At 64.8% G+C, this 25,401-nt stretch carries 16 protein-coding genes and 2 pseudogenes; 5 read left to right on the forward strand and 13 right to left on the reverse strand.

What is annotated here, in order from left to right; all coding sequences use genetic code 11:
• Window positions 1–140: 140 nt before the first annotated feature.
• From ACH9D3_RS16775 to ACH9D3_RS16790, 4 genes are all read right to left on the reverse strand, one after another.
• On the reverse strand, window positions 141–1,595 hold the full coding sequence (locus ACH9D3_RS16775; protein ID WP_396411797.1) for a 5-methylcytosine restriction system specificity protein McrC: 1,455 nt from the start codon (window positions 1,593–1,595) through the stop codon (window positions 141–143).
• A gap of 4 nt (window positions 1,596–1,599) precedes the next feature.
• Window positions 1,600–3,534, reverse strand: a complete 1,935-nt coding sequence (locus tag ACH9D3_RS16780) for an McrB family protein (protein WP_396411798.1) — start codon at window positions 3,532–3,534, stop codon at window positions 1,600–1,602.
• 201 nt (window positions 3,535–3,735) lie between these two features.
• On the reverse strand, window positions 3,736–4,074 hold the full coding sequence (locus ACH9D3_RS16785) for an Lsr2 dimerization domain-containing protein (RefSeq protein ID WP_396411799.1): 339 nt from the start codon (window positions 4,072–4,074) through the stop codon (window positions 3,736–3,738).
• A gap of 61 nt (window positions 4,075–4,135) precedes the next feature.
• Window positions 4,136–4,615 carry a hypothetical protein gene (locus ACH9D3_RS16790; protein ID WP_396411800.1) on the reverse strand — a complete coding sequence of 160 codons (480 nt, stop codon included), beginning with the start codon at window positions 4,613–4,615 and terminating at the stop codon, window positions 4,136–4,138.
• Between the two features lie 240 nt (window positions 4,616–4,855).
• Here ACH9D3_RS16790 and ACH9D3_RS16795 point away from each other — a divergent pair, with 240 nt between their 5' ends.
• On the forward strand, window positions 4,856–5,449 hold the full coding sequence (locus ACH9D3_RS16795; protein WP_396411801.1) for a recombinase family protein: 594 nt from the start codon (window positions 4,856–4,858) through the stop codon (window positions 5,447–5,449).
• A gap of 246 nt (window positions 5,450–5,695) precedes the next feature.
• Here the strand turns inward: ACH9D3_RS16795 and ACH9D3_RS16800 are convergent, their stop codons facing one another.
• The 5 genes from ACH9D3_RS16800 to ACH9D3_RS16820 all read right to left on the reverse strand — a co-directional run bounded on the left by ACH9D3_RS16800 (window position 5,696) and on the right by ACH9D3_RS16820 (window position 12,936).
• On the reverse strand, window positions 5,696–6,187 hold the full coding sequence (locus tag ACH9D3_RS16800) for a carbonic anhydrase (RefSeq protein ID WP_396411802.1): 492 nt from the start codon (window positions 6,185–6,187) through the stop codon (window positions 5,696–5,698).
• Window positions 6,188–6,753: 566 nt separating this feature from the next.
• On the reverse strand, window positions 6,754–10,008 hold the full coding sequence (locus ACH9D3_RS16805; RefSeq protein ID WP_396411803.1) for a trypsin-like serine protease: 3,255 nt from the start codon (window positions 10,006–10,008) through the stop codon (window positions 6,754–6,756).
• The gene (locus ACH9D3_RS16810) at window positions 10,005–10,574 is read right to left on the reverse strand and encodes a trypco2 family protein (RefSeq protein WP_396411831.1); all 570 of its coding nucleotides are present in this window, start codon (window positions 10,572–10,574) and stop codon (window positions 10,005–10,007) included. The genes ACH9D3_RS16805 and ACH9D3_RS16810 overlap by 4 nt, the downstream gene beginning before the upstream one ends.
• A 237-nt stretch (window positions 10,575–10,811) precedes the next feature.
• Window positions 10,812–11,709 (reverse strand): IS5 family transposase gene (locus tag ACH9D3_RS16815; RefSeq protein WP_396411804.1). Its coding sequence is split into 2 segments (ribosomal slippage): window positions 10,812–11,360 and window positions 11,362–11,709, totalling 897 coding nucleotides; the frame shifts between segments, so codons are not numbered across the junction.
• A gap of 897 nt (window positions 11,710–12,606) precedes the next feature.
• Window positions 12,607–12,936: a hypothetical protein gene (locus ACH9D3_RS16820; protein ID WP_396411805.1), complete on the reverse strand. Its 330-nt coding sequence runs from the start codon at window positions 12,934–12,936 to the stop codon at window positions 12,607–12,609.
• 214 nt (window positions 12,937–13,150) lie between these two features.
• Here ACH9D3_RS16820 and mobC point away from each other — a divergent pair, with 214 nt between their 5' ends.
• Genes mobC through ACH9D3_RS16835 form a run of 3 tightly spaced genes read left to right on the forward strand, consistent with a single transcriptional unit; the run spans window position 13,151 to window position 15,826 of the window.
• Complete coding sequence (mobC, locus tag ACH9D3_RS16825) at window positions 13,151–13,540, forward strand: plasmid mobilization relaxosome protein MobC (protein WP_396411806.1); 390 nt, start codon at window positions 13,151–13,153, stop codon at window positions 13,538–13,540.
• Complete coding sequence (locus ACH9D3_RS16830) at window positions 13,537–15,051, forward strand: relaxase/mobilization nuclease domain-containing protein (RefSeq protein ID WP_396411807.1); 1,515 nt, start codon at window positions 13,537–13,539, stop codon at window positions 15,049–15,051. Before mobC ends, ACH9D3_RS16830 begins: the two co-directional genes overlap by 4 nt.
• A 4-nt stretch (window positions 15,052–15,055) precedes the next feature.
• Complete coding sequence (locus ACH9D3_RS16835; protein WP_396411808.1) at window positions 15,056–15,826, forward strand: hypothetical protein; 771 nt, start codon at window positions 15,056–15,058, stop codon at window positions 15,824–15,826.
• Window positions 15,827–15,992: 166 nt separating this feature from the next.
• Here ACH9D3_RS16835 and ACH9D3_RS16840 read toward each other — a convergent pair whose 3' ends face one another.
• Complete coding sequence (locus ACH9D3_RS16840; RefSeq protein ID WP_396411809.1) at window positions 15,993–17,192, reverse strand: hypothetical protein; 1,200 nt, start codon at window positions 17,190–17,192, stop codon at window positions 15,993–15,995.
• Window positions 17,193–17,555: 363 nt separating this feature from the next.
• On the opposite strand from ACH9D3_RS16840, the pseudogene ACH9D3_RS16845 reads away from it, so the two are divergent.
• A pseudogene (locus ACH9D3_RS16845) lies at window positions 17,556–18,478 on the forward strand (IS5 family transposase).
• Window positions 18,479–18,499: 21 nt separating this feature from the next.
• On the opposite strand, the pseudogene ACH9D3_RS16850 reads toward ACH9D3_RS16845, so the two are convergent.
• From ACH9D3_RS16850 to ACH9D3_RS16860, 3 genes and pseudogenes are all read right to left on the reverse strand, one after another.
• A pseudogene (locus ACH9D3_RS16850) lies at window positions 18,500–18,867 on the reverse strand (IS5/IS1182 family transposase); the annotation flags it as partial.
• Window positions 18,868–19,047: 180 nt separating this feature from the next.
• Complete coding sequence (locus ACH9D3_RS16855) at window positions 19,048–20,799, reverse strand: hypothetical protein (protein WP_396411810.1); 1,752 nt, start codon at window positions 20,797–20,799, stop codon at window positions 19,048–19,050.
• Window positions 20,799–25,400 carry a hypothetical protein gene (locus tag ACH9D3_RS16860; RefSeq protein WP_396411811.1) on the reverse strand — a complete coding sequence of 1,534 codons (4,602 nt, stop codon included), beginning with the start codon at window positions 25,398–25,400 and terminating at the stop codon, window positions 20,799–20,801. Before ACH9D3_RS16860 ends, ACH9D3_RS16855 begins: the two co-directional genes overlap by 1 nt.
• Window position 25,401: the final 1 nt, after the last annotated feature.

Genomic DNA, 25,401 nt, shown 5'->3' on the forward strand with positions numbered 1-25,401 from the left:
GCAGCCCCGCGCCCCTAAGGTCGTCTTCGCGGCGAACCGTACCTGGAGGCCACACGGCGGTGCCACGAATGAGCCAGTAATCGGAGCCCTAGCGCTGACCGAGCCCTAGAACGCGGCACCCAAAGAGCAGCGGGCTTAGGTCATCGGTGGCCACCGACGGTCAGCTGCTGCCCTATGTGGAGTGCTGAGATTGCCTGACTTGTAGTCGATGCAACCTGAAATTCCTCCAGGGCGAGGGCTTCTTGAGGAGAGGGAAAAGGCAGTGAGGCCACGCCGGTGGGGTACCACCTTCCCGATGCAGTGGGGGCGGATGTACGGGTCCAGGTGCATCCGGGGTCGCCAACGTGGATGAATAGTGTGGGGGCTTCTCGTTGGGTGGCGTAGGCGTACATCTGGTACTGGTCGGACATGGACATTTTCCCGGGCTCGAGAGCCCGGAGGGTTTTATATTTAGCGTCAATGACGACGAGGGCGCCTGTGGGATCGCGGAGCTCGATGTCTGGGCGCTTAGGCATGGGCGTGTCTTGGAAAATTCGCAGTTGCGGGGCGGCGGTCTCGACGCTGTATCCGGCGGACTGGAAACGACGTCGAAGAATTTCTTCCCACAGGTGGGAGGTGGTGATCTTGATGCTCAGTGCCGCCCCGTTGTGTCCGGAGGTAGTGCCGAATCCAGTGGCTTGAGTGAGTAGAGCTCGAGCGGCTCGGTAGGCCCGCTGAGGAACCCCGGAAGGGAGCTGCTCGTGGGTCAGGGGAGCTTCTTGGAGCACCCCATAGGGAGAGGTGGCCGTGACTGTAGACAGGTGAGCATCTGCCCTCAGAGCGCGTTCTCGGGCGGTGCGGCTGCGCGACGTGGTGTCAGGGAGTTCGGTGAGGCACTGCCGCAGGGCTGCCCGGATGGTTTGCCACAAGAGGGTGTCGGTGGTCAGTTCGGTGTACTCACAACTGATGGCCTGCTGTCTGCGAGCCTTGCGCTCCACTAGATCGTTCACCAGGATCCTGCCGCGCACGGCCATGAGCGGGCCGGCGTTGCGGCGAAATTCGGGCTGTTGGTACCGGATGGATTTTTCTGCCAGTTTGGTGAACTCCTCCAAGAACACCTGTCGCAGTCCCGGTTGCCGCGTGGCGATAGCTGATGCCAGCACGGCGGGGAGATCTGTGGAGTCTTGCAGGGTGAGCTGGTCCATAGCCCCGACCAGCTTCCACATGGCTTGGTCCTGGAGGTCTGTCTCCGGGCCATCCTGGTCAGGGATTCGTGGGGGCGCACCAGGTGACCGGGGAGGGGTCACTTCCGTGAGCAGCGGTGACGTCCCTTCGTCCCTATCGTTGGCAGGTCCCTCGGCCTCCCCCAAGGTGATCTCTTGGTGGGCGGTGAGGGTATCGGCGATGTGATCGGGCACCTCGACGGTGTCGAGCTCGTAGACAGTGACAACAGTCCGGTCATCTGTAGGCATGACTCGTACTACGGCGGGCGGGGAAGCATCTGGTGGCCGCCAGGGCTTGGGGTGGACGCGCAGGATTAACTCTTTGCCCGCGGCCGTTCGGATGACGGCTACGCCGATGCCATTCCCTGTACTGCTCACCTTGAAGTAGCGCACGGGCTCAACCCTGGACCGCCGACGGGGTCATTGTGCGTTCGAAGCTAGCGCTTTTCCCTTCCTCAACGAAGACCTGAGGGCGTCGACCAATGCCGCGGCCGACGTATCGCACGCCCATGACTCCACCAAGTCCCTCGCTGTCCCAGCGCGCCGGCCGGTCGATGGCCTGAATGTGTTCCAGATCTTCCTCCGTGATCATGAACGTTTGAGCGATCTCGCTGAGTTGCTCGAGAATAGCGGTGCAAATTTCGATCGGTTCGGCTTTGGTGAAAAAGTAGGAGTGGCCAATCAGCGCGTCCGGCCCCACCTGCTCCTCGAGATTCTGGTTGAGATTTGCCCACCACCGGATGAGGCTGACCGGTGTGCCGTGCTTTTTGGAATGCAGGCCTGCAGTGGAGAGTTCGCCGATGAGTTCTTCGGGATCCATCGGGTTGATGGTGTTCCACTGGAAGCGACGGCGGAGGGCGAGGTCGATTCGGCCCACGGATCGGTCGGTGCTGTTCATGGTCCCGAGGATGTGCAGGTTGTCCGGGACCACGAGAAAATCACGGTGGTCCTTGGATGGGGTCTGGAGTTGGGCTGAGTAGACGTAATCGACTCCGGCAAGTTCCGGATCCGAGGCCAGCTGGTCGTTCAGCTCACTGATCTCAACCTCGGTCAGTGTGGATGCCTCCCACGTGTGCCCCAATGCATGGAGCCTGCGGACGGGCAGACGCTTGGAGCTTTCCAGGACCATGAGGAGGTCACCGAGCACAGCGGCTGTGTTGGCCCGGTTGATCTCATCAATGACGAGCAGGTAATCGTGGTTGGGATCTTTGATGGCCTGGTTGCACATGTCGATGAAGAGGCCATCTCGAGGTTCGAAGGTGTCTCCGGACGGACGCAGCCCCCTAACGAACTCTTCATAGGACGTCGAGGGGTGGAACACCGTCGTTCTGATGCGACCTTCATAGCGGTCGTTCAACTGACTGACCATATGGGTCTTGCCCACGCCGGCGACACCCACGGTGATGATGTTCTTAGATGCCTTTAGTGCCTGCCGTGTCCGGGCCGCTGCGTCTTGGACCTCGACCGGGTCAACCTGGCCTGTGACCGGCGGGGCTTGGTCCTCGACGTTCTCCATGAGCTCCCAGTAGGTGAGGAGGCATTCGGCCAACTGATCCTGGAGTGAAGTACGCGAGGCGGGGCCAGCCCCGAAAAGCTTCTCTCGAGCGTTGTCGTAGACCTCGACGAGGTAGGAGAACCCATACCTCCTATAGCCAAGCGTGCTGCGGATAGTGCGGTACTTCTCGGTAATTTCAGCGGGCCAAGAAACAGAAGGTTCATTTGTCTCACTGAGGCCATAGGAAAGCACTAGCCGCTTATCCGCCCGATAGTAAAGCAGTACGATATAAATGCCATTCTGCACCTCTTGGTCACCAAGAGTAAATGTCATGTGCGCGCAGTCAGCAGGGGTTCCTTGACCGAAACTTGCCTTGACTCTAACTCCGGCGAGATTATTGACCTTGTAAGAAGCCCAAGCGAGGTTCGGTTTACTAGAATCCGCATTCTGCAAAAAGCCATCAAGCTTTTCACCCACAACGACTTCAGCGATACGCGCAATTTCGGCTGCCGCATCGTCTCTTGATGAACCATTGTCTGTGGAGGTTCCCGCACCCCACCCCTTCGCCGGGTCGTACTGCTGCTCCTCGGGCGACGTCCGGATCTTGTAACGACCACTGGTGACCTGCACGATCGGTGACGCATCCGGGTCTTCATAAATTACTTCGCGCATCACACGATTCACCGTCTGCCAGGGCGTCTTCCCCTGTGACTCAACGTAACCATGTTCTATGGCGTAGTCGGCGATGGCGCGACTTCCCATCGCTTCGGGTGCGTGTTCTTCCAATGTGTTGATTACCGCTTCGCGCCAAGAACTCAAAATGATGCCTTTCTCCATAGGTGCTGTGCAATCTCACTGCAGTCTAGGGATAGGGCGGCCCCAATCCGGGGATTCTGGCGTCTAGGAAAGCGTCGGTGGCCCTTAACATCCCAATTTAGGGCCACCGAGCTGTCGTCGGAGTCGAGACAGTGCTTGCCAGAAGCTGTTCTTCTAGTGAGGGCCTCTGGTCGCCTGCTAGGTGTCCCTGGTCAGACGAGATTAGTGGGCGGCGTAGTAGGTGTCCTTCACGGACTGGTGGATACGGCCGCGATCGGAGACCTGGTGGCCGTTCTCCTTGGCCCACGCCCTGATCCCGGCGGTCTCGCCCGCAGAGCTGGAGGAGCCAGCGCCGGTGGTGCGCTTGCGCCGCCCGTTAGTGCCGACGGGGGCCTTGCGGACGGCGGCCACGAACGGCTGCAACGCCTCTCGCAGCCTCTCGGCGTTGGCGTCGGAGAGGTCGATCTCGTAGTCCTTGCCGTCCAGGGCAAGGGAGACAGTGTTGTCCGCGGGGCCGCCGTCGAGGTCGTCCTCGAGGTGTACTTCGACTTTTTGGGCCATGGGTGAGGATTCCTTCCGGGTGAGCGGATCGTAGGACAGGGCTGTGCTGGCGTATGGGTGGTCAGGAATGGTTGGTGGTGTCATCGCCGGCCGGGTTTTCCTGGAAATCGACGGCGTCGATCTCCTCCGCCGGTTCTGCCGACTCGGTGAGTGTCGTGGGCTTAGTGCGGTTGCCAGTGATGACAGTGCCCGCCTCGGTGAGGTCCACGCAGAGCATGCCGTCCTCCACGAACGGTTTCCATCGCCTAGTAGCAGTGGTGTCGGTCCCGTAGTGCTGAGTGAACGCGGTGGCCGAGACAATGGCCTGACCGGGTCCGCGCTTGGAGCCGTTGCGGACCGCATAGGCGTGCGGGGAAGAGTCATCAGCAACGCGCAGGGCCATGACCTGACGGTCGCGGTCAAAGAGTAGTTCTATCGTTTCCGCGTTGCTCATGAGGTCATGGGCGGCCTTGTTCAGCGAGATCACGCCCCGCTTCTGAATCGTGACACTGGGTGCCTTGGCCAGTGGAGTCATCCTCTTGTCGAAGACCTCGAACGGCATGATTGCTCCCCCTGGTGTTGTGCAGCTATCACGGTATGCATCGCAATCATCGCACGCACAGCTCAGCCAATCGGGATGCTCGGGTGGGGCTGTCTTGGAAGGCAAGGGATGCGAGACGTCTCGTCCGGAAAATTTGCGCCCGCATGTTTCCGCGGATTCGGATGTCTCGCATCCTTGTGCTTTATCCATGCCCTTAGAATTGGATACTCAACGTCAGTTGCGAGACAGGTAGGGGTGGATGTGGGGAAGCTGATCGGGTACGCACGCGTGTCGACACGGCAGCAGGACGCTGACCGTCAAGTGGCTGACCTCTTGGCTGCAGGTCTGCGGCGCGATGACCTCTACGTGGACAGTGGAGTGTCTGGAGGCCGTGCGTCGCGTCCGCAGTTCGACCAGGCGGTGGCCGCACTCGAGGAGGGTGACACCTTGGTCATCACCACCCTGGACCGGTTAGGACGGTCGACGCAGAACATGCTGGCTTTCGCCGAGGCGCTGCGCGGGAGAGGTGCTGGGCTGCGGGTGCTGAACCTCGGTGGGGGAGATGTGGACACGGCCACTCCGATGGGATCGATGGTCTTCACCGTCATGGCCGCCCTCGCCCAGATGGAGCTGGAGATCAAACGAGAGCGGATCACCGACTCGGTGGCCAAACGCCGAGCCGCCGGGAAGGACCTCGGCGGGCGACGCCAGACCTTCACCGACTCCCAGATCCGCAACGCCCTGCGGCTCATCGACGGTGGGGAGCCAGCTACCCAGGTCGCCCGAGACCTCGGGATGTCCAGGGCCACCCTCTACCGGCGGATCCGGGAACTACCGACAACTCTCCCCAGCTGAGCCAGACCTGGGGTTCTCGCACGCTTCGAGGAGCGTCCATGGGTCCTTGATCCGGTCAGGATGAGGTGTGGGTCACCGGTGGGCAGTGCAGCCACGCCGGCCATTGCTGAAGAATCCTGGCGTGGAGCAAGGTGTCCGCCACCTATTGCCGATACTTCTTCATCTGGACGAGCGTTGGGGCGAGGCAGGCTGTTGGGCGTCTGGGCTGTGTCTGTTGCGGCACCAGGTGTCAGTCTTGGTCGTGGGTCACTGGATCTCGCGCAGCGAGCCGTCGGTGACGTCGTAGACGAATCCGCGCACGCTGTCCTGGTGCGCGATGAAGGGGTTGGCGGCGATCCGTGCCATCGACTGGCGGACGTCGTCGTCGGGATCGGCGAAGGACTCCGGTGACCACGGCGGGCGTATCCCGGTGTCGGCCTCGATCTGGGCTTTGAAGGCGTCGTCGGTGAAGGTGAGCATGCCGCAGTCGGTGTGGTGGATCAGGATGATCTCCCGGGTGCCCAGAAGCCGTTGGCTGATCACCAGGGATCGGATCTCGTCGTCGGTGATCACCCCACCGGCGTTGCGGATGACGTGGGCGTCGCCTTCGTTCAATCCGAGCAGTCCGTAGGGGTTGAGCCGGGCGTCCATGCAGGCCACCACCGCCACCGGCAAGGCCGGGGGCATGGGCAGATCCCCCTTGGTGAAGCCGGCGGCATAGGCCTCGGCGTGGTGCAGAAGGTCATCGGTGACGCTCATGGCAGGGGCCTTTCCTCGACGGCTGTGGCGGACTGAATGCCGGCGATGGGATTCGGTTCGAGTGTTCTTCGGCGCTGCGCTCGAACATTCCCGGATCCGCCTGGTCCGTTTTTCACCCTAGGACCGGTCGTCGCCCGTGAACACCCTTCCCGTCGTCCTGCGTCACCCTCCGTGTCTGGGAAGGCGGGAGCAGGTCACTCTGGTGGCACCTACCGATGCAGCACTCCCATCACAGCAGGTGAGGGCCTGGCTGGTCGACTACCCGCGGTCCCGATTCCACATCACACCCACCTAAGCTTCGTCGCTGAACGCCAGGCTCTGCGCCGGACTGATATCGACTCACTGCCCGAGTTAAACAAGCGGATTCGCGCCTTCATCACCGGCTGGAAAGACCGCTGTCACCCCTTCGTGTGAACCAAGCCCAGCAACGAATTCCTCAAAAAGACTAACCGCCCAACCACTTTAAGAACGGACCGCGAAGGAAGTGAAAATTATCGACACCCCACCGCTTAGTGGAAATAATTGCATATTTTTGCAAGATGAAATACTAGATAATGCCGGTGAAATCATTTTGAAAAATGTGTCAAGTTTCCCAGACTGTCTCCTATGGTCAATGTGCTGGTTCCTGCGTAACGACAAACTGCCAAATCACGGATGCTACTTCCTGTGGTTATAATTTGCTCCAGCGTGTCCGTGGTTAGGTCCCATATTCGGGCGGTTCCGTCTGAGCTGGCGGTGACGGCTCGGGTGCTGTCGGGGGTCACGGCGACTGCTACGACTGCATCAGTGTGGCCTTCTAAGCGATGGAGCGGGTGTCCGGTGCTGAGGTCCCATACTCGGGCGGTTCCGTCCGAGCTGGCGGTCACAGCGCGCGTGCCGTCCGGGGTCATCACCACCGCCAGCACCGCTTCGGTGTGGCCTCGCAGAACATGCACTTGCTCTCCGGTGTGCAGGTCCCAGATCCGGGCGGTTCCGTCTGAGCTGGCGGTGACGGCTCGGGTGCTGTCGGGGGTCACGGCGACTGCTACGACTGCATCAGTGTGGCCTTCTAAGCGATGGAGCGGGTGTCCGGTGCTGAGGTCCCATACTCGGGCGGTTCCGTCCGAGCTGGCGGTCACAGCGCGCGTGCCGTCCGAGGTCACCGCCACCGCCTCGACCTTCTTGAAGTGGCCCTTTATGCGGTAGAGCTGCTCTCCGATATTCATATCCCATACCCGGGCCCTCCTGTCCCAACTGGCAGTCATGGCCCAAGTTCCGTCGGAGGTTATTGCCACTGCCGAAATTGCGTCGGTGTGGCCTGCCAGGAGGTGGAGCTGTGTTCCGGTGCTGAGGTCCCATATTCGGGCGGTTCCGTCTGAGCTGGCGGTGACGGCTCGGGTGCTGTCAGGGGTCACTGCCACCGCCTTCAAAGGTTCGGTGTGGCCTTCTAAAAGGTGGAGCGAGTTTCCTGTGTTCAAATCCCATACGCGGGCGGTATGGTCCCTGCTGGCGGTCACGGCCCTGGTGCCATCAGGGGTTATTCCCACCGCCTCTACCGCATCGGTATGGCCTTCTAATGTATGTACCAGTGCTCCTGTGTTCAAATCCCATACGCGGGCGGTGTGGTCCCTGCTGGCGGTCACGGCCTTAGCGCAATTAGGGGTCACCGCCACCGCAATTGTCTCGTTCAAATGCCCAAACAAAATAGAAATCAACGCAGAGTTGGCCCGAGTCGTAGTCCACTGTGGAATAAATTGTTTACCGGGTAGGTGAAATAAGTGCTGTTGAGCTTGGTGAAGCATGTCCTGATGTCCTATGGCGAGGGACTGTAGGGCCAGCTGTTGCGCCGCATAACCGGGAATATTTAGAAAATGGCGACTCTGCAAGTGAGGAGCCTCAAAGGAGAAAAGGCGCATCAAGGAATTGAGGGCATCATTGATCCCGTTTGTTAATTCCTCGCGTGACACTAATGATCGCATCGTCCTCATGAGGTGGTCAATCCCTAGGGTGATGACCACGCGTTCCACGAAGGACATGTTGGAGTAAATTCTGGACAGTGCTTCTGCTATAGCGTCCGCAGCTTGTATGGGAAGCTGGTTCGTCCGGGCTGCGGCGTAGAGATGCTCGGGATAGTGGGACAGTACGTAATCCGGGGTGTCCTCGGGAAAGTTTCTGTCTCGGTAATCGTCGCACCAGCTGAGCAACGTGGCTTCAAACTTCGGCAGGTCCTTGGCCAGCCATTCCCTGGCAATCTGCTCCAGTACGGCATGCGCGAATACGTATACCGGTTGACCCGTCGGAGCGGGAGCGGAAATGAGGGTGCGGTGAAAGGACGTGTCGAGGGTGCTGCTGATCTCGATGTCGAATTTCGAGGAGTCCACTCTGTGGAGCAGTTCGGTGAGCTCGCTGGACGCTAAGCCACCAACGGAGGTCGCAACCAAACCTGCAATGGCATACTCCAAGCGATTCTTAGCAGCCAGTACTTGGTGCAGTTCCTCTTCGGCCAGTTCCCGCAGCTCCACAGCCACTTGCGTCGCGATCAGGGTCCGCACATGCGCCCGGAGCGGGTGGTAGGCCGGCAGTTCTACTTCGACACCGGTTCGGCTGGCGGCCAGCAGCATCGCGTTCTGGGGCAATTCGGTCTCGTCGATCAGCCATTTCTTCAAGGAGTTGCCGTGTGGTTCGTGCTCGTCGAGACCATCGATGATCACCACGAGCCGGCGTCCACGTTCCTGACAGGAGCGTGCAGCATTGGCTAACAGGGTGTGGAGCTGGATCTTCTGCTCCGAGAAGTACAGGGCTTCTTGGTGGTCGACACGGTTCGCCACCGCGGCCAGTTGCTCATTGAGTGTGCTCAGTGCATAACTGGCGGTGTTCTCGCCCGTCGTGCTACGCAAGAAGCAGGACACCACGGTAATTCCGGGTGGGGGATGAGTGGCCACCCAGGCCAAGAGCGCTGTCTTGCCCGCAAAGGTCTCGCCCTGGATCCAGCACCACCGCGCATCGGAAGTCAGCAAGAGATCAAGGGAGGCAAGTTCCTCGTCTCGCTCCAGCAACTGTTCGGGGGAGTAGCGTGCAGCGATCTCTCGGGCCTGCTGCACCTCGGCTTCTCCCGCGGTGGCCCGCCGGACCAGCCACAGATCACCGGGCCGCTTGGGTAGCACGGGGCCCAGGGCCGTACACCACTGATCCACCAATCCCGTTGAAGAAGTGAATAGCGTCTCCAGTGGTTTCACGGTGAGGACGTCGGTGCCCTCGTCTGGGTGGTGCTGGGCCACGACGCCGATGATCCGCTGGTCGGCCCAGACTGCAGCCCCGGACATGCTCTCCCAGGGAGAATGCTCCCCTTGCGGATCCTCGGGCGGCCGGGCATTGACGGCCAGCTCATAAGTGCCGGTTCTCGCGTTCGACGCAGGAGTGATCGTGCCATGGGCCACGTGCAACTCGCGAACAGTCGACTTCCCCGAAACGGCGTCCGCTCGTAGCTTGAAGCGTGGGCACCCGGCCGCGACGGCCGGCACGGGAGCTGCCGAGTCACGGTCCAGACGCCCGAACAACGCCGGCTCCACTTGACCTGCAATCCCTTTGGCGATCGGCAGCAGAGCCAGGTCGGTGTCCTCATCTACACGAGCGTGCTCAAGGTCGACGTCGCGTCGGCCGGCTGGGTCCAGGCGGGTCGGGGCACCTAACCACACTGCGACCTTGGTCGCCCCGGCCACCACGTGTTGGGCGGTCAACACCCACCCGTCGGCGATTAGGTATCCGGACCCACGCCAGGGTTTTCCGGTGGGGCCCTGGGCGACGACGTCGGCGACCTGGGCACGAATTGGATGGGCGCTCATCTCAAGTCCGGAAGGTCCTCATCGCCTGGAGGCACGTTCGGGCTTTCGGTGGATTGGTCCTCGCCCTGAGCGGACGAGGCCCCGTCTAGAGCGGACAGGCCCTCGTCGCCCGGGGGCACATGCGGACTTTTCGTGGACTGGTCCTCGCCCTTAGCGGTTGAGGCCTCGTTTAAAGCAGACAAGTCCTCGTTTGCGACGGCTTCGCCGCTGACGTTTAGAGTGCGCTTCACGACGGTCACCTGGCCGTTCTCATCACGGATGATTTCTTCCATGTACGGCTTCAAAGTCAACGTCAGGTGCTGGGTGGTCAGCCGTTCCGATGCTCGGACGCCCTTGACGCTGCCCTCGGCGGAGGCGAACACCCAGAACTTCGCCGAAGCCTTGGCCGAGGCCTCCCCGGTCGTGGTGACCGTGACCCCGATGTCCAACGACAGAGTCACCTCCTCCAACCCCAAATGCAACGACTTCCCCTTAGCCCGACGCTGCGCCTCGTCCAACTCCACCCGCAAGTCACTGAGGAAGTCCGCCAAGCCCAGCGCCCCCTCGGGCTCGCCAGAATCCGCCATGTCGCTCACCCCTCGATGCACGGCTATGTAGATAGAAATTTTCTCACCTAAAAAGCCAAGAATGATAGACGTACGTTCAAACAGTGGATATTTAACGATGTTTCCAGTCCTGCGTTTAGCGCAATGTTAGGGCGAAGGTTCCACACCTGACCCGGGGTGGACTGCAGATCGTGTTCTGCGATCTGGGCACACCGTCGGAGTCCTCGAACGTCTACGACGAACTGCGCGCCCAGTTGGCTAGGGCATGTCTCCCAATAGGACTTTGAGCCAGATGGTGATGGCGCGCAGCACGGCCCCATCGCGGTAGGTGATGGCGAGCTTGTCGTACCGTGTGGCGAGCCCGCGCCATTGCTTGAAGACGTTGAAGGACCGCTCGACGACGTTGCGGCCCTTGTAGTCCTCGGGATTGAAGGACGGCGGTCGACCACCTTTGGAACCGCGGCGTTTCCGATGACCTTGCTGGTCGGCCGGCTCCGGGATCACCGCGGTGATGCCCCGGGATCGCAGATGCGTGCGGATCGCTCTCGAGGAGTAGGCCTTGTCCGCCCGCAGCCGCCCGGGCCGGGTCCGGGGCCGCCCCGGTCCCTGTCGTGAGACCCGCAGATGGCGCATGAGGTGGGGGAACATCGGGGCGTCCCCGGCCTGGCCGGGCCCCACGAGCACCACCAACGGGCGCCCGGCCCCGTCGACCAGGCAGTGGATCTTCGTCGACAGCCCGCCACGGGAGCGGCCCACCGCGTGGTCAACCGGCTCAGCGGACAGATTCGTGTAGTTCGCTCCTGCCCCCTGTGTCGCGGGCGAAGTTCGTGGCGTGCTGATGGGCTCGGTTGATGGTGGAGTCCACCGACACCGCCCAGTCGATCAGTTCGATCTTCTGCGCGTCGGTCAGCAGCGCGGCCAGGACCCGGTCCCAGGTCCCGTCGGCGCTGTAGCGGCGGTGCCGTTTCCACACGGTCTGCCAGGGCCCGAACTGTTCGGGCATGTCGCGCCAGGCGATCCCGCACCGGTAACGGTAGAGAATGCCCTCCACTACCGGTCGGTCATCGCGGAACGGCCGGCCCCGCTTGCCCTCGGAGGACGGCAAGAGGGGCCGAATCCGCTCCCACTGGTCATCGGTCAGCACAGCTCGGGGCATGTTCCCAGCGTCGCAGAACCACCCACACGATTAAAGAGACATGCCCTAGCGGGGACTGCCGGGCACGTGGGGGACGCGCCGGCGCCGTTGGACGGTCCGAGTCGCGTTCGGCGGACTCACGCGGGATCACGGTTCATTGTATCGACGCGAGCCTGGCCGCCACGTGCACGCGAAGCCGGCCGTGGGGGCCGCGGTCGCTGCCCGTTCGGGCGCGCTTCCCGAAAAGATCAGCGACCACGGGAACGCGCGCACCCATGCGTCGAACCGGCCACCGCCCAGCACGGTCTCGTCCCCGGCCATGACCTCGATCGACACAGACCGCTTGTGCGGGTCGATCCCCGATGACCACGCGTTGTGTCTTTATCACACTGCCCTCCCTTGCTCGCATCAGTGGTTGTGGAGCTGGGAGGGCACCACTACTTTCGAGCTGAGCCGTAAATACTCGCTCTGCCTGGGTTGTTTAGATGGACAGTGCCCGCTCCCCATTGGGGGAGCGGGCACTGTTGCTGCGTGGTGACCACGTGTGCGGGAAGCCGTCCACAGTCGGCGGAAGCGGAAGCGGAAGTGTCACGGTTGCGCGTGAGGTGACCTGCCGGCTGTGGTCGGGTGGTCGGTGGGGGTCCCCGCTGTCCATCATGGGTGCGGGAAAAGCCGCGGAGCGAGGGAGCTTTTGCCGTGCCCATGTGGGCACGGGGCCAGGAATTCAGCCACGGTTGTCCAAGTCGCGTTCCGCGCGCTCCTGGTGTGCTTCGCGCCAGATGACGAGCAAGGACGCCACCAAGAGCAGGCCGGAGATTAGGCTCGATCTTCGAGCCTCGAGCCTCGGGTCACCAGGACGGTGGAGAGGATTAGGAGCACGCCGTAGCTGGCTGCGAGAACCCAGCGACTGGCCGTCAGTCACTGCTCCGGCTCGGTACCGCCACTGTTCCGCGCGGACGAGTCGGGGGTGTCCGGGGTGGGCTGAGTGGCCTTCCGTCGGCGCTGCACCCTTTGCACCTTCTCGGGTGCGGAGAGTCCGATCTTGCGCAGCTCGTCCTCGGTCCAGCCGCCGTTGTTGACGGCGGCCTGGAACGCCTGGACGTCGTTCTTCTCGGCCTCTTTGAGGGCCTCGCGGGCCTCGTCAAGAGCGCCACGAGTAGCAATCGCCCGGCGGACGTAGTCCATCCGGTCGTTGAGCAGCCGCTGGGCGGCTTCTTCTGCTTGCTGGGGGTCAGTGAGCTTCACCATGCCTCCACCTTAACGGATGCACATCGTCCGTTCCAGAGGAAGCACCTGCTGAGCTGGCGTTTTGCACCCGTGGTGCTCCACCGGAGCAAAGCTATGTTTTATGTGCCATAAAACGGGCGCACCGCTGGCCCTGCCGGTTTCGCGGTGGCACACTGATCGTGTGGGGCCCACCGAAGTGGGGGCGCTGCGCTGGGCCGAGAAGAGAGGAGGTGCTGTGGTGGAGCAGGAGAATCCGCGTCATGTGTGGAAGTCGCGACGGAAGCGGATCGAGGGCAAGACCCAGTACGTCCGGGTGTCCATGTCGGAGTCGGAGCGTGCCCAGTTGATGGTGCTGGAGCAGCAGACCGGGCTGTCGCCGTCGGCGCTGATGGTGCAGGCGGTGTTCGGTTCGGCGGATCCGATGGCGGTGCAGCTGCGGAGGAACCAGCTGGCCGAGCTGATCCAGATGCGGCAGCTGATGGCCACGATCGCCAACAACGTTAACCAGATTGCCCGGCATGCCAACAGCACCGGTGAAGTGCTGCCCGAGACGGTCGAGACCTTGCAGGAAGCTCGCCGCTTTGGAACGGACGTGCTGGCCAAGATCGAAGAGTTGATCCCGTGATTCCGAACATCACCAAGGGTGACAAGCCGGTCGGGCTGATGAAGTATCTCGTGGGTCCGGGTCGGGCCAACGAGCACACCGATCCGCACCTGATCAACGGCTCTCCGCTCATCATGGCGTGGCACGACGACGTGCAGCTCAACGAGGAAGCCGCGGTGTCCATCGCCCGCGAGATCGATCTGAACCGACGAGCGTTCGGTGTAGACGCTGACGCCAAGCACATCTGGCACTGTTCGTTGTCGATCCCGTACCAGGACCGGGAGGTCACCGATCAGGAATGGTCGGACATCGCCCAGCGGTTCATGGACGAGATGGACTTCACCGAGGCTGGGGCCAAGGCCCCGTGCCAGTGGGTTGCGGTGCATCACGGGCGCTCCACCAAGGGCAACGACCACATCCACATCATGGCCTCCACGATCCGTGGGGACGGGACGAAGTGGGCCGATGGCAACGACTTCTCCCGCGCGCAGAAGGTCGCCCGGGGCATCGAGAAGGACTTCCGCCTCATCCAGCTCGGCAATCACTCCGAACGGTGGTTGCAGCAGGGCGAGATCGCCCGGGACAGCACCAGGGAGCCGGCCCGGTTCGCGCTGGAGCGCACCGTGCGGGCGTGCGCGGTGGCCGCCGACACCGAGGCGCAGTTCGTGCGGCAGATGCGCCGGGCGAACCTGCTCGTGCACCCCCGCTTCGCCGCTGGCACCGACTCGGTGGTGACCGGGTACTCCGTGGCGGAGCGTCCGCCAAAGGGAATGCGGCCGCTGTGGTTCGGTGGCGGCAAACTCGCCCAGGACCTCACCCTGCCCTCACTGCGCACACGCTGGCCGGACACCCCCGAGGCCGCCCAAGAGGCGTCGGATGAATGGATGGCAGCCAAGCGGCACCGTCGCATCGTCCACCCCGACGACCCCGGTGTGGCCCTGGATGAGGAGACCGCCCGGCGGTTGGCCGGGGAGCTGAAGGAGGTCCGCCGGCGCCTGGTGAACATCGCACCGGATGATCACCAATCGTGGGCGCACGCGGCCCGTGAAGCCTCTGGGGTGTTCGCCGCGTGGTCCCATGCGACCGAGGACGGCCAAGGGCCGCTGGGGCGCACGGCTCGAGTGCTGGCCCGGTCCGCGCATCGGTCCGGGGTGAAGATCACCACCCCGCTGGAGGCGCCGTTGCGTACTAGTGGCACCACGGCCTTCTTGTTGGCGGCCACCCGGGCGCCGTCCCCGATGGCGCAGGCGCTGATCATGAACCAGATGCTGCGGATGACCCAGGCGTTCTACGAGATGCACCAGGCCAACAAGGACCTGCGCGAGACCCAGCTGATCAACGACGCCTTCGAACACCACCTGGCCGACGTGGCCGAACCCTTACCGGAGGTGGAGACCTCCGCGCCGGCGCGCTCGGCTTCCCACGCCGGCCCCACCCGTGACCGCGGGGCGCTGCGGGAAACCCAGGGACTCACCGCCACCGTGCGCCCCTACGTGGAACACACCCGAGACGAGCACGGAATGGAGCTGTAACGACATGAGCACACAACCCGACGGCGTGAACGACCTGCTCTCCCGGGACCTCCAAGCGGCGATGGCCGTGGCCGGGCGCTGGGGCGAGATAATGGCCCGTCAACGCGCCGAGCAACTCCGCCAACGGGTCATGGAACAGCAGCACCGGCGGCGCGAGCTCGAGGAGCGCTTCGAGGCCGAACGCGCCGTGATGCGCACCGAGCTCGCCCCCGTGGACCAGGACCGGTTCTGGGAAACCGCGAAAACTGAGGACATCGCCGGCCACTACGGTCTGGCCTGGCAGTGGGAGCACCACGACGGTGTCGCCAAGGCCGCCCGAGGGCGGATCGAGTTGGAGGTGAAGGAACGCCACGGATTGAGCGTGGAGGACTACCTGACCGACCATGCCCCGCACCAGCAGCGCACCGAATCTGTTGAGCAAGAGATCGTCGCCCGCGAGACTCTCGATGCGCAACGGGACCACGCCGAGGCCGCACGCAACGCTGCGGTGGCCTCACAAGGTGACCTCCAGAACGACACGGACACCCATCACGCGGCCGCCGAAGCCGAAGAGCTCTGGGACTCCGGAGACCGCCGAGCCAGCCTGGCAGACAGTCTCATGGCAGCCCTTGGTGGCACCGAGGCAGGCCGCGACGGCGTCCAAGCCCGCCTGGCCGCCGAACGGGACCAGGGCACGCCGCCCATCGACGTGGTGCGCTCCACCAAACGGGGCCCAAAGGTTCGCAAGAACACCGGGCGCGGGCAGGGACACGAGAGAGGCCTGGAGTTGAACTGAGCGTAACAACGATAGGTGTGCAATCCGTGGCGGGGTGCCGACGGTCCTGTCCTACTCGGCATTCCCGCTTCCCGATTACATCAACGCCGCTCCTTTCGGCGTTCGCCGGTAGGGGCATGATGAGGACCCATCCAGTCTGCAACAAGTCTCATGAAACTCGGTGAGCTCATCTCTCGCCATGTCTCAGAGCCATGGAGAATAACTCACACCGAAGTCTGATCTCTTCGTAGGAACACCACGGAGCGTCGGATCCGTACCGTTGCACTAATTTGTCGCGGGCTAGGTCGATCACCCTTCGAGGAGGATCGGTGCTCGCACGACGGGATAGATTCCGAGCACGGAGACATTCCAGGACTTCTTGACCGCCGGCAATGGCTTCAGAAAGACGTTCAGCCGAGGGGGGTGGACCTATCGTGATTACACGCACGGCGCGCGCCCTGTCGTCGCGCGGATTCCACGGTGGCCATAGGCGCTGTCGAACTATGATCATGCCGCTGGAGATTGCCAGCTCTACCAGTCTGCTGGAGTCCGTGGACGCCTGGCTCCTTGCCGCGTCGCACTGTACCGTTCTAACGAAATCTTTTACCGAAGGCGTTTTGCCAACCCTTTCCCGAAAAAGAAATCCTGCCCTTTCTTCGCGCGGGACCTTCTGGTTGCCGATTATTTTGAGCCCAATCCATATCTTTGCGCCTCCATGTTTTTTGGGACCAGCAGCCCCTGTTCCATGCACTTCGGGGATTAAGTCGACCAGTGTGTAAATTATTGCGGCTTCTCTCCCCATTCCGCGCTGACGCACGACTTCGATCCCTACTGCTAATCCTGTGACGCTCGCGACGACGGCCTTCACAATTAGTCCGTACCGAGCATCGGAGGTGTTAAACCATCCCACGAAATCCTCCGTGCCCGTAAGGACCGTCCACATCCACAGCGCAATCACTGTGCCATAAACGATGGAGAGCGCCCGGTCGTGCCACGCAGTAAAATACCTAAAAAGGCGTACCCCTTCTCCGCGCTCAGCGAACATGCCACGCGGTGACCTGCCGGCATACGACGGCGTGCATCCCAGAAGTCTTTCAAGGTGCTTGATCCGGTGGATGGCACGGTCATGGATTTGGGAGTTGCGTACTTCGTAGACGACGATCGCCAACGACACGAGCAGTCCGCCAACTCCCACGAGCAGCGTGGTCCCGTTCTCGACGGTGTTTCGTTGCTTGTCCGAGGAAAGTATCCCTACAGCGATGGTCGTGACCGTGGGCACGAAGGTGAGCAACTTGAACCGGACATCTACCAGCATCTTGTAGAGGTCCGTTGTCGCCGCATGGTCTCTTAGCATTACTTCGCGGTCACCAAAAACCGGAGGCTCCATGATCCAAAGCACCCCTCTCAGATAACGCGGCAGGAATCGGTTCGGCTGCCGGGGAGTCCCACATCATCCGGAGAGCGGCTTCCTGTCCTACGACATCTTCATGGTGGTCTTTGCCTGTCATGGCTGCAACAGTGGTGGCGCAGGAAAGCCCGCCGTGTCGGATGAGGGGTCTGCTGGACGCTGTCATTGCACGGAAGGGTGAGAGCCCTCGGGTTCGGAGGCGGCGTGGTGTGGGCCGGCTTATTCGAACAATCCGTCTGGTGGGGGATCGAGCGGAAGCGGTATCCCCTTAGACCTGGTCTCAAAACCTGATTTGTCGTTGCCCTCCCGCCCGCCCGCCCGGGAGTGGTCCACAGTGCCTGCATGACGACGAGGACGCAGTCGTGGATGGTCGATGACCGTCTGTGGGAGCTGATCGCCCCGCTGATCCCGCCCCAGCCACCGCCTCGAGGCCCCGGGGGCCATCCCCGGATCGAGGACCGTGCCGCCCTGGAAGGCATCCTATTCGTGCTCCACACCGGGGGCCGGTGGCGGGACCTGCCCCCGGTACTGGGGTGCGGATCCGGGCACACCGCCTGGCGCCGGCTCAGGCACTGGCAAGAGGCCGGGGTTTGGGAGCAGCTGCACCGGGGTCGTGCTCGAGGAGCTCTCCGAGCAGGAGATCCTCGACTGGTCCCGAGCCAGTATCGACGCGGTGTCCGTAAGGGCGAAAAGGGGGGGGTGGGGGGAGCTGGCCGGCCCGAATTCCACCGACCGAGGGAAATTGGGCACGGAGTACCACCTGCTCACCGACCGGAACGGGTTGCCCCTGCACGTGCTGGTCTCGGCGGCGAACACGCATGACAGCATGCTCATCGAGCCGCTGCCGGAGTGTCAACGCCGAGCGAATAATGATCCCTTATCGAATCCGCCCGGAGCCCGAGGGTCAGTATTCAGACGGCAATGACATGGAGACCAGCCCGGCAGTACGCGGCCGACGAGGGCGTCCGGGGCGTCCCCGCCGCCGGCCGGAGAAGTTGCACGCGGACAAGGGTTACGACTACCCGAGGCGCCGCCGCTACCTGCACCGGCGGGGCATCAAAGTCCGGATCGCCCGTCGTGGGATCGAGGCCAAGACGCACCTGGGCCGGCACCGCTGGGTGGTGGAGCGCACCATCTCCTGGGTCCTGCGCCTCAAGCGCCTCAGGCTGTGCTACGACCGCACCGAAGCCACGCTGCTGCCTTTGCTGATGCTCGCCGTCACGCTCATCAACATCCGCCGACTGCGCCAGGCAACGGAGTTATGAGACCAGGTCTAAGAGCCCTATTCATAATGCGGTGCGGTGTCGGTGGCAGATCAGCACGTAAGCCAGTTGCAGCAGTCCGAGGTGGAGGTTGGCGCGGCGATCCTACCGGGTGCGCAGTCGCTTGTAGGCGTGGAGCCAAACGAAGCCGCATTCAATGGCCCCCCGGTGGCTGCCGCGGCCGGAACCGTGGGGAGTCCTGCAGCGGGCGATGCGCGGGGTGATGCCCCCGGGGGCGCAGCTCCCGTCGATACTTGTCATGGTCGTAGCACGATCGGCGAAAGATCCCCAGGCTTCCTCCGAGGCTGGCCTCGGAGCCCTCAAATTTGTGGAGGGGAGTCCACCAGGGGCAGCAGTTGCGTGACGTCGTTGTGGTTGCCGGCGGTGAGGGTGAATTCCCCACGTCGGAGAGTTCGTGGACCGGTCTTCGGTGTGCCCTACGCCAGATTCGAGACTCTCTTCAGTCCGTGCTGAACGAGAGACTGCTGTGACGTGTCCGTGCCTTTCTGCGCGGCGCCCGTGGTTCAGGGAGCGGCGAGCTCCGTCGGGTTTGCCGTTCGGCATTCCGACGCTCACCCAGCGTTAGTCACCACAGTGTCGAACCGCAACCCGCTCGAACCCTCGCCGGCACCGGTGGAGCGGTGCCGGCCGGACCAGAGGTGGTAGCGGCCGTCGCTCCAGCGGGTGAGCTGGAAGGTGCGGACGACGTCGGTTCCGTCCTTGGCGACCTCGTCCTCTTCCAGGCGCAGCGGTGACTGGGCGGTGAGAATGCGGCCCTTGGGTGGGATCGCGACCGAGGTCCCGTCGGGGAGCACCCGCACCAGGGGTCGGCGCTCGAGTTGGATCACGCCAGAGGTCGGCGCGACGCCCGCGGCGTTGACGGGGACGAAGGGGTGCCAGTGGTCAGGCACCTCGCTGTTCAGCCGGTAAAGCAACTGAGCGTCCCCGAAGTCGACGTCGATCTGCTGCCGCGTCGCCAGCCGCTTTTGGTGCTCCTCGTAGCGGTCCACCGGCGTCCCAGCCCCGCCCTGGTAGGTCCGCTCCACCCCCCACACCAGGTTCGCCATCTCGTCGCGGAAGAACGCCACCTCTTCGGTTGGCGGCGACTCGTTCAGCTCCGCGATCGCCGGGGCCAGGAAGAACAGCTGCTTCACCCGTGTTGGCCCAGCGGGGGCGTTCAGCTCGAAGAGACGGAAACCGCGGCCCGTCCCCGACGTCGTCGAGCGTTTTACGTCGGTCACCACGCCGAACGAGTCGGTGACCGCGAAACCGTCCACCCGGCACACCGAGCCCACAGCCAGATCGATTGGTACGACGAACCAGTCGTTGCCGAACGTCAGGGCGAACTCGGCTAGCAGCAGCCGCGCCTGGTCGGTCCGTCCGGTATCCAGCGCGCCGAACCGGACGGTGCCGTCCTCCATCTCCCAGAACCGATCGGCCGGCATCCCGCCGTAGTAGACCGGGGTGGGGAGTACCGTCCGGGTCACCGAATCCGCCGGCCGCGGCGTGGTCGGGTCGCCCAGCGACGGCGTGTCTGTCGCGGTGAAGGAGTGCCAGTCCAACCGGCCGCCGCGGTACTCCTCCGAGCGCAACATCACCCGCCCGTCGGGCAGGTCAGCCTGGACGGCGAACGTGTGCTCCAGCCGGTTCGGCACCCAAGCTTCCGGGTCCCCGGCGGCCGGCTCGCTGAGCTGTGTCGCCCACGCGGCCAGGAAGGCGTTGGCCGCAGCCATCACCTTCGCCTGATTGGCCGAGGCGATCGGTGGTGTCGTCGGCAGCGAGGTCAGGGCCGCGTTCCCGCCGCGGTGGCCCAGCAGATCGGCGGCGAGTTGGCGGGCGTCCAGCACCCGCCCCACTGCCCGACGTCGCAGCCGCGCGGTGTCGCGGTCCTCGCCGGGGAGGTCGGCGGCGGTCAAGGCGTAGGCAGCGAGGTAGTCCGGGATTACCTGCGCCACTCCCTGCGCCCGGAGCAACCGCACGAAGTGCAGGCCAGCGCTGACCACGAGGCCGCCGTCGGCGCCGGTGCCGATGATGCGCTCGCGCTCGACTAGCGACTCTAGCGGCGCCGCGGCGTCGTCGTGATCCAGCGCGTCGGTGGCCGCGCCCGAGCCCGGAGCGCCAAGGTGCAACCGGGAGATCCGCCCACTGCTCGCGGTCAGCGTGGCGTTCACCGGCGACCCGGCGTCCTCACCGCGCAGTTCGCCGAACTGCCGCTGCCGCGCCAGGAACCACAACGGGTCGGCCGTCTCGGCACGCAGCCCGATCCGCAGGTCGTCGGTGCGCGGCAACGGCTCAAGTCGCTGCCAGGTAGTTATCGAGGGCATCAGTCCACCTCCAGGAAGGCCACGTTGTTGATCTCGATCGCCTGGGCGATGATCGCGGTCAGGTTGATCGACGGCACCTTGGACTCCAGATTGAACGGCAGGTAGGTGGCCGGGAGGAAACGCGCGGCCACGTCGACGTCGTCGATGTCCAGCGGCCGGATCCGTGCCAGCGCCATCGTGTCGCGCACGCAGCCGAGCAGGGTCGCGACGTCCCAGCTCGCGGCGTTGCGGTCGGCCGGGGTTGCGATCAGCACGCTCTGCGGCGCCCGGGCCCCCGGAGCGTCGAAATGGAAGGAGACGCCGGTGGTCTCCATCGTGCTTGGCACCGCCTCGGTCCACTGGTCGACCACTATCGCGGCAAGTGGCTGGGCGAAGTCGATCGGGTTCAGCGCGTGCAGCACCAGCGACGTGGTCGGCGGGGGTGGCACGTCGAACGGCAACCCCACCCACTTTTCACCCGGACGCCGCGGCAGCTGCGCGACCATCAGGTCGGCCAGCCCCGCGCGGCCCAGCAGCATCTCCGAGCCCTCCAGCACCGACGTCAGTCGGGCGATCGCCGGCCGTACGGTCGCGTGCATGGTCAGCCAATCGGCCGCGGCCAGGGACGTGCCCGCGAGCAGGGCCGGGTCGCCGACGCTGGCCTCCAGCGAAGCCCGGAAGTCCTCGGCCCCGGCCTCGACCGGCCCGGGGAGGCGGAATCGCGGCAGCACAGTGAACCCCTCGCCGAACACCCCACGGATACGGGCCAGGTCGTGCTGGACAATCTCGGGGTCGAAGGTGCCCGCCCGGACGAAGTCGGCTTCGTCCTGCACTAGCCGGTCCAGCGCCGACCGTCCCGCGGCCGCGATCCGCGCGGCCTGCTCGTGCGGGTCCTCGTCGCCCGGTACAGCGCTGGGGACGCCCGCGTCCGCCGCGGCAAGCAGCCTAGTCACCACGGTGGCAGGGGCAGCGGTGGGGGCGAGGTCCTCAAGGGCGGTGACCGCCGCGTTCAGATTGGCCACGGCCGCATCGGCACGCCCGCGCAGCTCAGCAATCACGAACCCGGCGTTGGGGCGCTCGGTGTCCGGCAGCAGCGACCGGGAGTCGGCCGGTCGCCCGCTGGCCAGCAGGTCGGAGGCCTGGTTAGCCAGGTCGAGCAGGTCCCGTAGCCCCAGCACGTCCATCCCCGCGGTCGGCGGCTTCTCGTCCAGCAGCACCAGCTCGGCGGCACCGGCCGCGGTGACCTTCGCGCCGAACGCGACCGCCAGCCGCTGCTCGAGCTCGCTAGCCGCGTCGGCGCTGCTCGCCGTGCCGGCGGCGACCACGCTCGCGGCGGAGAGCCCCAGCTCCGGGAGCCGTACGACGAGGCGCTGGACGACCGCGCCGTCCGCGTCATGTACCTCGGCGGCGAACTGGAACCGCCCTGGTGCTCCCAGGACTTGGCCGCACCAGGTGTCGATCCGTGGGTCGGCCGCGCGCCGGGCGTCGGTCAGCGCCGTCCAACCTGGGGCCGGGCCCTCGTCGACGAAAACCAGCAGCACCCGGTGCTGGTGACCGATTGCCGTCCGCGGCGTCCGAATCACCGCCGGGTCCGGCAACGTCTGCTGCCGGTCAAGGGCGTCCAGCGCCGCCGCCGAACGCTCGGCGTTGCCGAGCACCGCCTGATGCACGCTCTCGGCTACGAAGATGTCGGAGACCGCGTCCAGCGCGTCGTCGAGCAGGGTGAGCAGCACATCGACCTTGGCTCGGTCAGCGTTCGCCACTGGCACGCTGGCGTAGTACGCCGCCCGGTCGGCCTTCCATGCGTCCAGCATCGCCACCCCGTCGACCACATCGCGGGCCGCGATTGTCTCCACGGTGACGTCGAGGTCGGGTCCTGTGCTGACCTGTGCCAGCGGGGTGCGCTGACGCATCGGCAGGATGTACTTGGCCAGGGTCAGGTCCTTTTGCCGCAGGCTGCGCTCGAACCGGTAGCCCAGGAGCGCGCCGATCGGCTGCCCGCGGCGGACACCGTCAATGAGGTCAATCGCGTGCGAGACCCGACTCGAGCTGAGGTCGACCGCCAGGGTACCTTCGAGCTTCTCTCCACGTGCCAGGTGGGCCGAGCGCAGGATTGCGGCCGTGGTCGCGTGCGGGATCGACGGCGCGTGCAGGTAGCCGCGGCTGACCGGCGAGCCGCTGGGGTGCAGGTTCTCGACGTACCCGAAGCCGCCGATGTGGGTGCCGGTCACGTTCGCGGTGCGGATCTCGTCCAGCCGACGGGTGGCGACCGAGGTGGCCCACGCGTCCAGCCGGTGGGAGACGCAGTCGATGGTGTCCGCGGCCAGCCGGTCGAGCTCCGCGGTGGGCAGCGCGGCGAGACGCCCCAGGCTGGCCCGGAACTCCGAGAAACGCCGGGTCGGGATCCACCGCCGCAGGTCCTTGTTGGGAGTGACCGCGAGGAAGTCGACCAGGCTCCGACCGCCGGAGACGGCCTGGATCCTGGTTTCCGCCAGCTCCACCGGGCTCTGCGCCGAGACGATCTTGGAGACCGGCTCGTCGGGGGTGAGCCGGTCCATGTCGGCCTCCAGTCCGATCACCTCCCGCTCGCGCACCCGCATGTGGTCCGGCGCCTTGGTGATCACCTGCGTGGTCAGCTCGTGGTCGAGTACTAGCAGTGTGGAGCCGATCACGTACTCCGCCGCGGCGGCGTGCCGCAGCAAGGCCTCCAGCAGCGTGTTTGCCTTCGCTGGGTCGTTGAGCAGCCGACGGAATCCGCCGGAGACCGACGTCGAGGACAGCACGTCCTTGATGTAGTCCGGATCGAGCAGGTCGCTCTCGGAGAGGTCGCCGTACTTGACCAGCGGCACCGGGACCGCGCGGTGGTGCGGGTCGACGGTGACCCCGGTGATCCGCGGCCGGCCGGAGATGCCGGCCAGCGCCAGCGTCAGGTTCGCGACCAGCTCCTGGAATACAGAGGCGGAGAAGAATCCCGTCGCGCTCGAGCTGACGCTGCCGTCCAGCACCTCACGGAAGCGGAAGCTGCTGCATCGCGGGGTGCGCCGGAGCAGTTCGACCACGTCGAGGTCCGGCCGGTCGGAGTCGCCGAGCCGCGGCACCTCGCCGGAGGCGTTGTCCCAGAACGGCCGCAGTCCCGCGACCCGAACCGACATCGCGTCTAGGAACGCGTTGCCGGTGTCGGTCCTGCCCGCGGTCACCGGCAGGAGCCCGTAAGGCTGGCGGCCGACCCGTAAGGCGGCGTACGGGCCGCGGCCGCGGACGTAGCGACGGAAGTGGTCGCGGACCTCGTCGGCGGTGCGGCTGGACACGATCGGCTCCATGAATTGGTCGAGATAGCTGCCGAACGTCGCAGCCCACAACGCGTTGTTCATGTCGGCCGAGGCACCGTCGGCTAGCGACCCGACCGCCGGGATGGCGTCGAAGGCGGTTTCCGACCGGATGCCCAGCGCGGTGCCGATCCGGGCGGCCGCGGACGGCGCGGCGGCCACGGTGGCAGGGTCGAGGGCGGCCCGATCCAGGTGGGGGTCGGTGCCTGCCCCGGCACGCTCCTCGTCGGTGTTGTTCGTCGGCACACCGGCGCCGAGCAACGCGAGGCCGTCGGAGTAGGAGTGGCTGGCCAGGTGCGCCTCGATCGAGGTCGCGGCCACCTCGGGGGTGGCACCCCAGTCGACGCCGAGCACCACCAGCTCGTCGACGCCCGCAGCCAGGTTGCCCCGCTGCACGTCGGCGTCGGTGACGGTGATTGCCATCCCGGCTGCCAGCGCGGCCTCGTAGTCGAACAGCCAGGTGATGCTGTCGTCGATCGGCAGAGTGTCCTGGGTGTCCGGGACGTCCGTCGTCGTTTCCGTGGGGGCCGTGGGGTCGGGGGCCAGCGAGACCGCGAGCCCCTCCCGCACCGGGGAGCCCCAGACGCGGAACACCTCGGCACCGCCGCGCAGGCCGACAGCGACCCACTGCTCCGGGAGCAGCTTGGCGGTGGGCTGTCGGGTGAACGGCCCGGCGCGCAGGGCCACCTCACCGAAGACGGGGTTGCCGGTACCAAGCTTCGCCACGTTAGTGGGTTCGCTGACCTTCGCGATCCAGCGTGCGCGGTTGGGACGCAGGCTGCGGGTCAGCTCGGTCCAGGCAGCCGCAGTGTCCTCCGGCGTGGTAGCAACCCAGCGGGCCTTCCAGTAGGTTTGGCCGAGGTCACGCTCGCTCGCGGTTAGCTCGGGCTCATGAGTGTTGATGTGGATTTGCTCGGGGTAGACCCGGATCTTCAACTCGGTGTTGCGGTTGCCGAAGCGGGTCTCCAGTCGCACCGGGAAAAGCGCCACCGGGACATGACCGTCGAGCTGCTGCACCGACCGCTCCGGGGTGCGGAGCCGGACCTGCTTGCGCAGCGCCTCGATCGCCTCGCGCAGCTCTTGCTCGTGTTTGGTGGCGGCCTCTATCTGGGCCGCTACCTTCTTCTGAGCGTCGACGGCGGCCCGGACCTTCGGCGCACCGACCCCCTGGCCCTGGATCAGAGTCACCTTCTCCTGGGCGAGCCGGTGCTCCACCAGGACGGCCTGTGTGGACTCGACCGCCGCGGCGAGGTTCCGGCGCGCCTTGGCCAGCGCGATCAGTGGATCGGTCGGCATC

The organism is Kocuria kalidii, assembly GCF_044462225.1.
Lineage (GTDB): Bacteria > Actinomycetota > Actinomycetes > Actinomycetales > Micrococcaceae > Kocuria > Kocuria kalidii.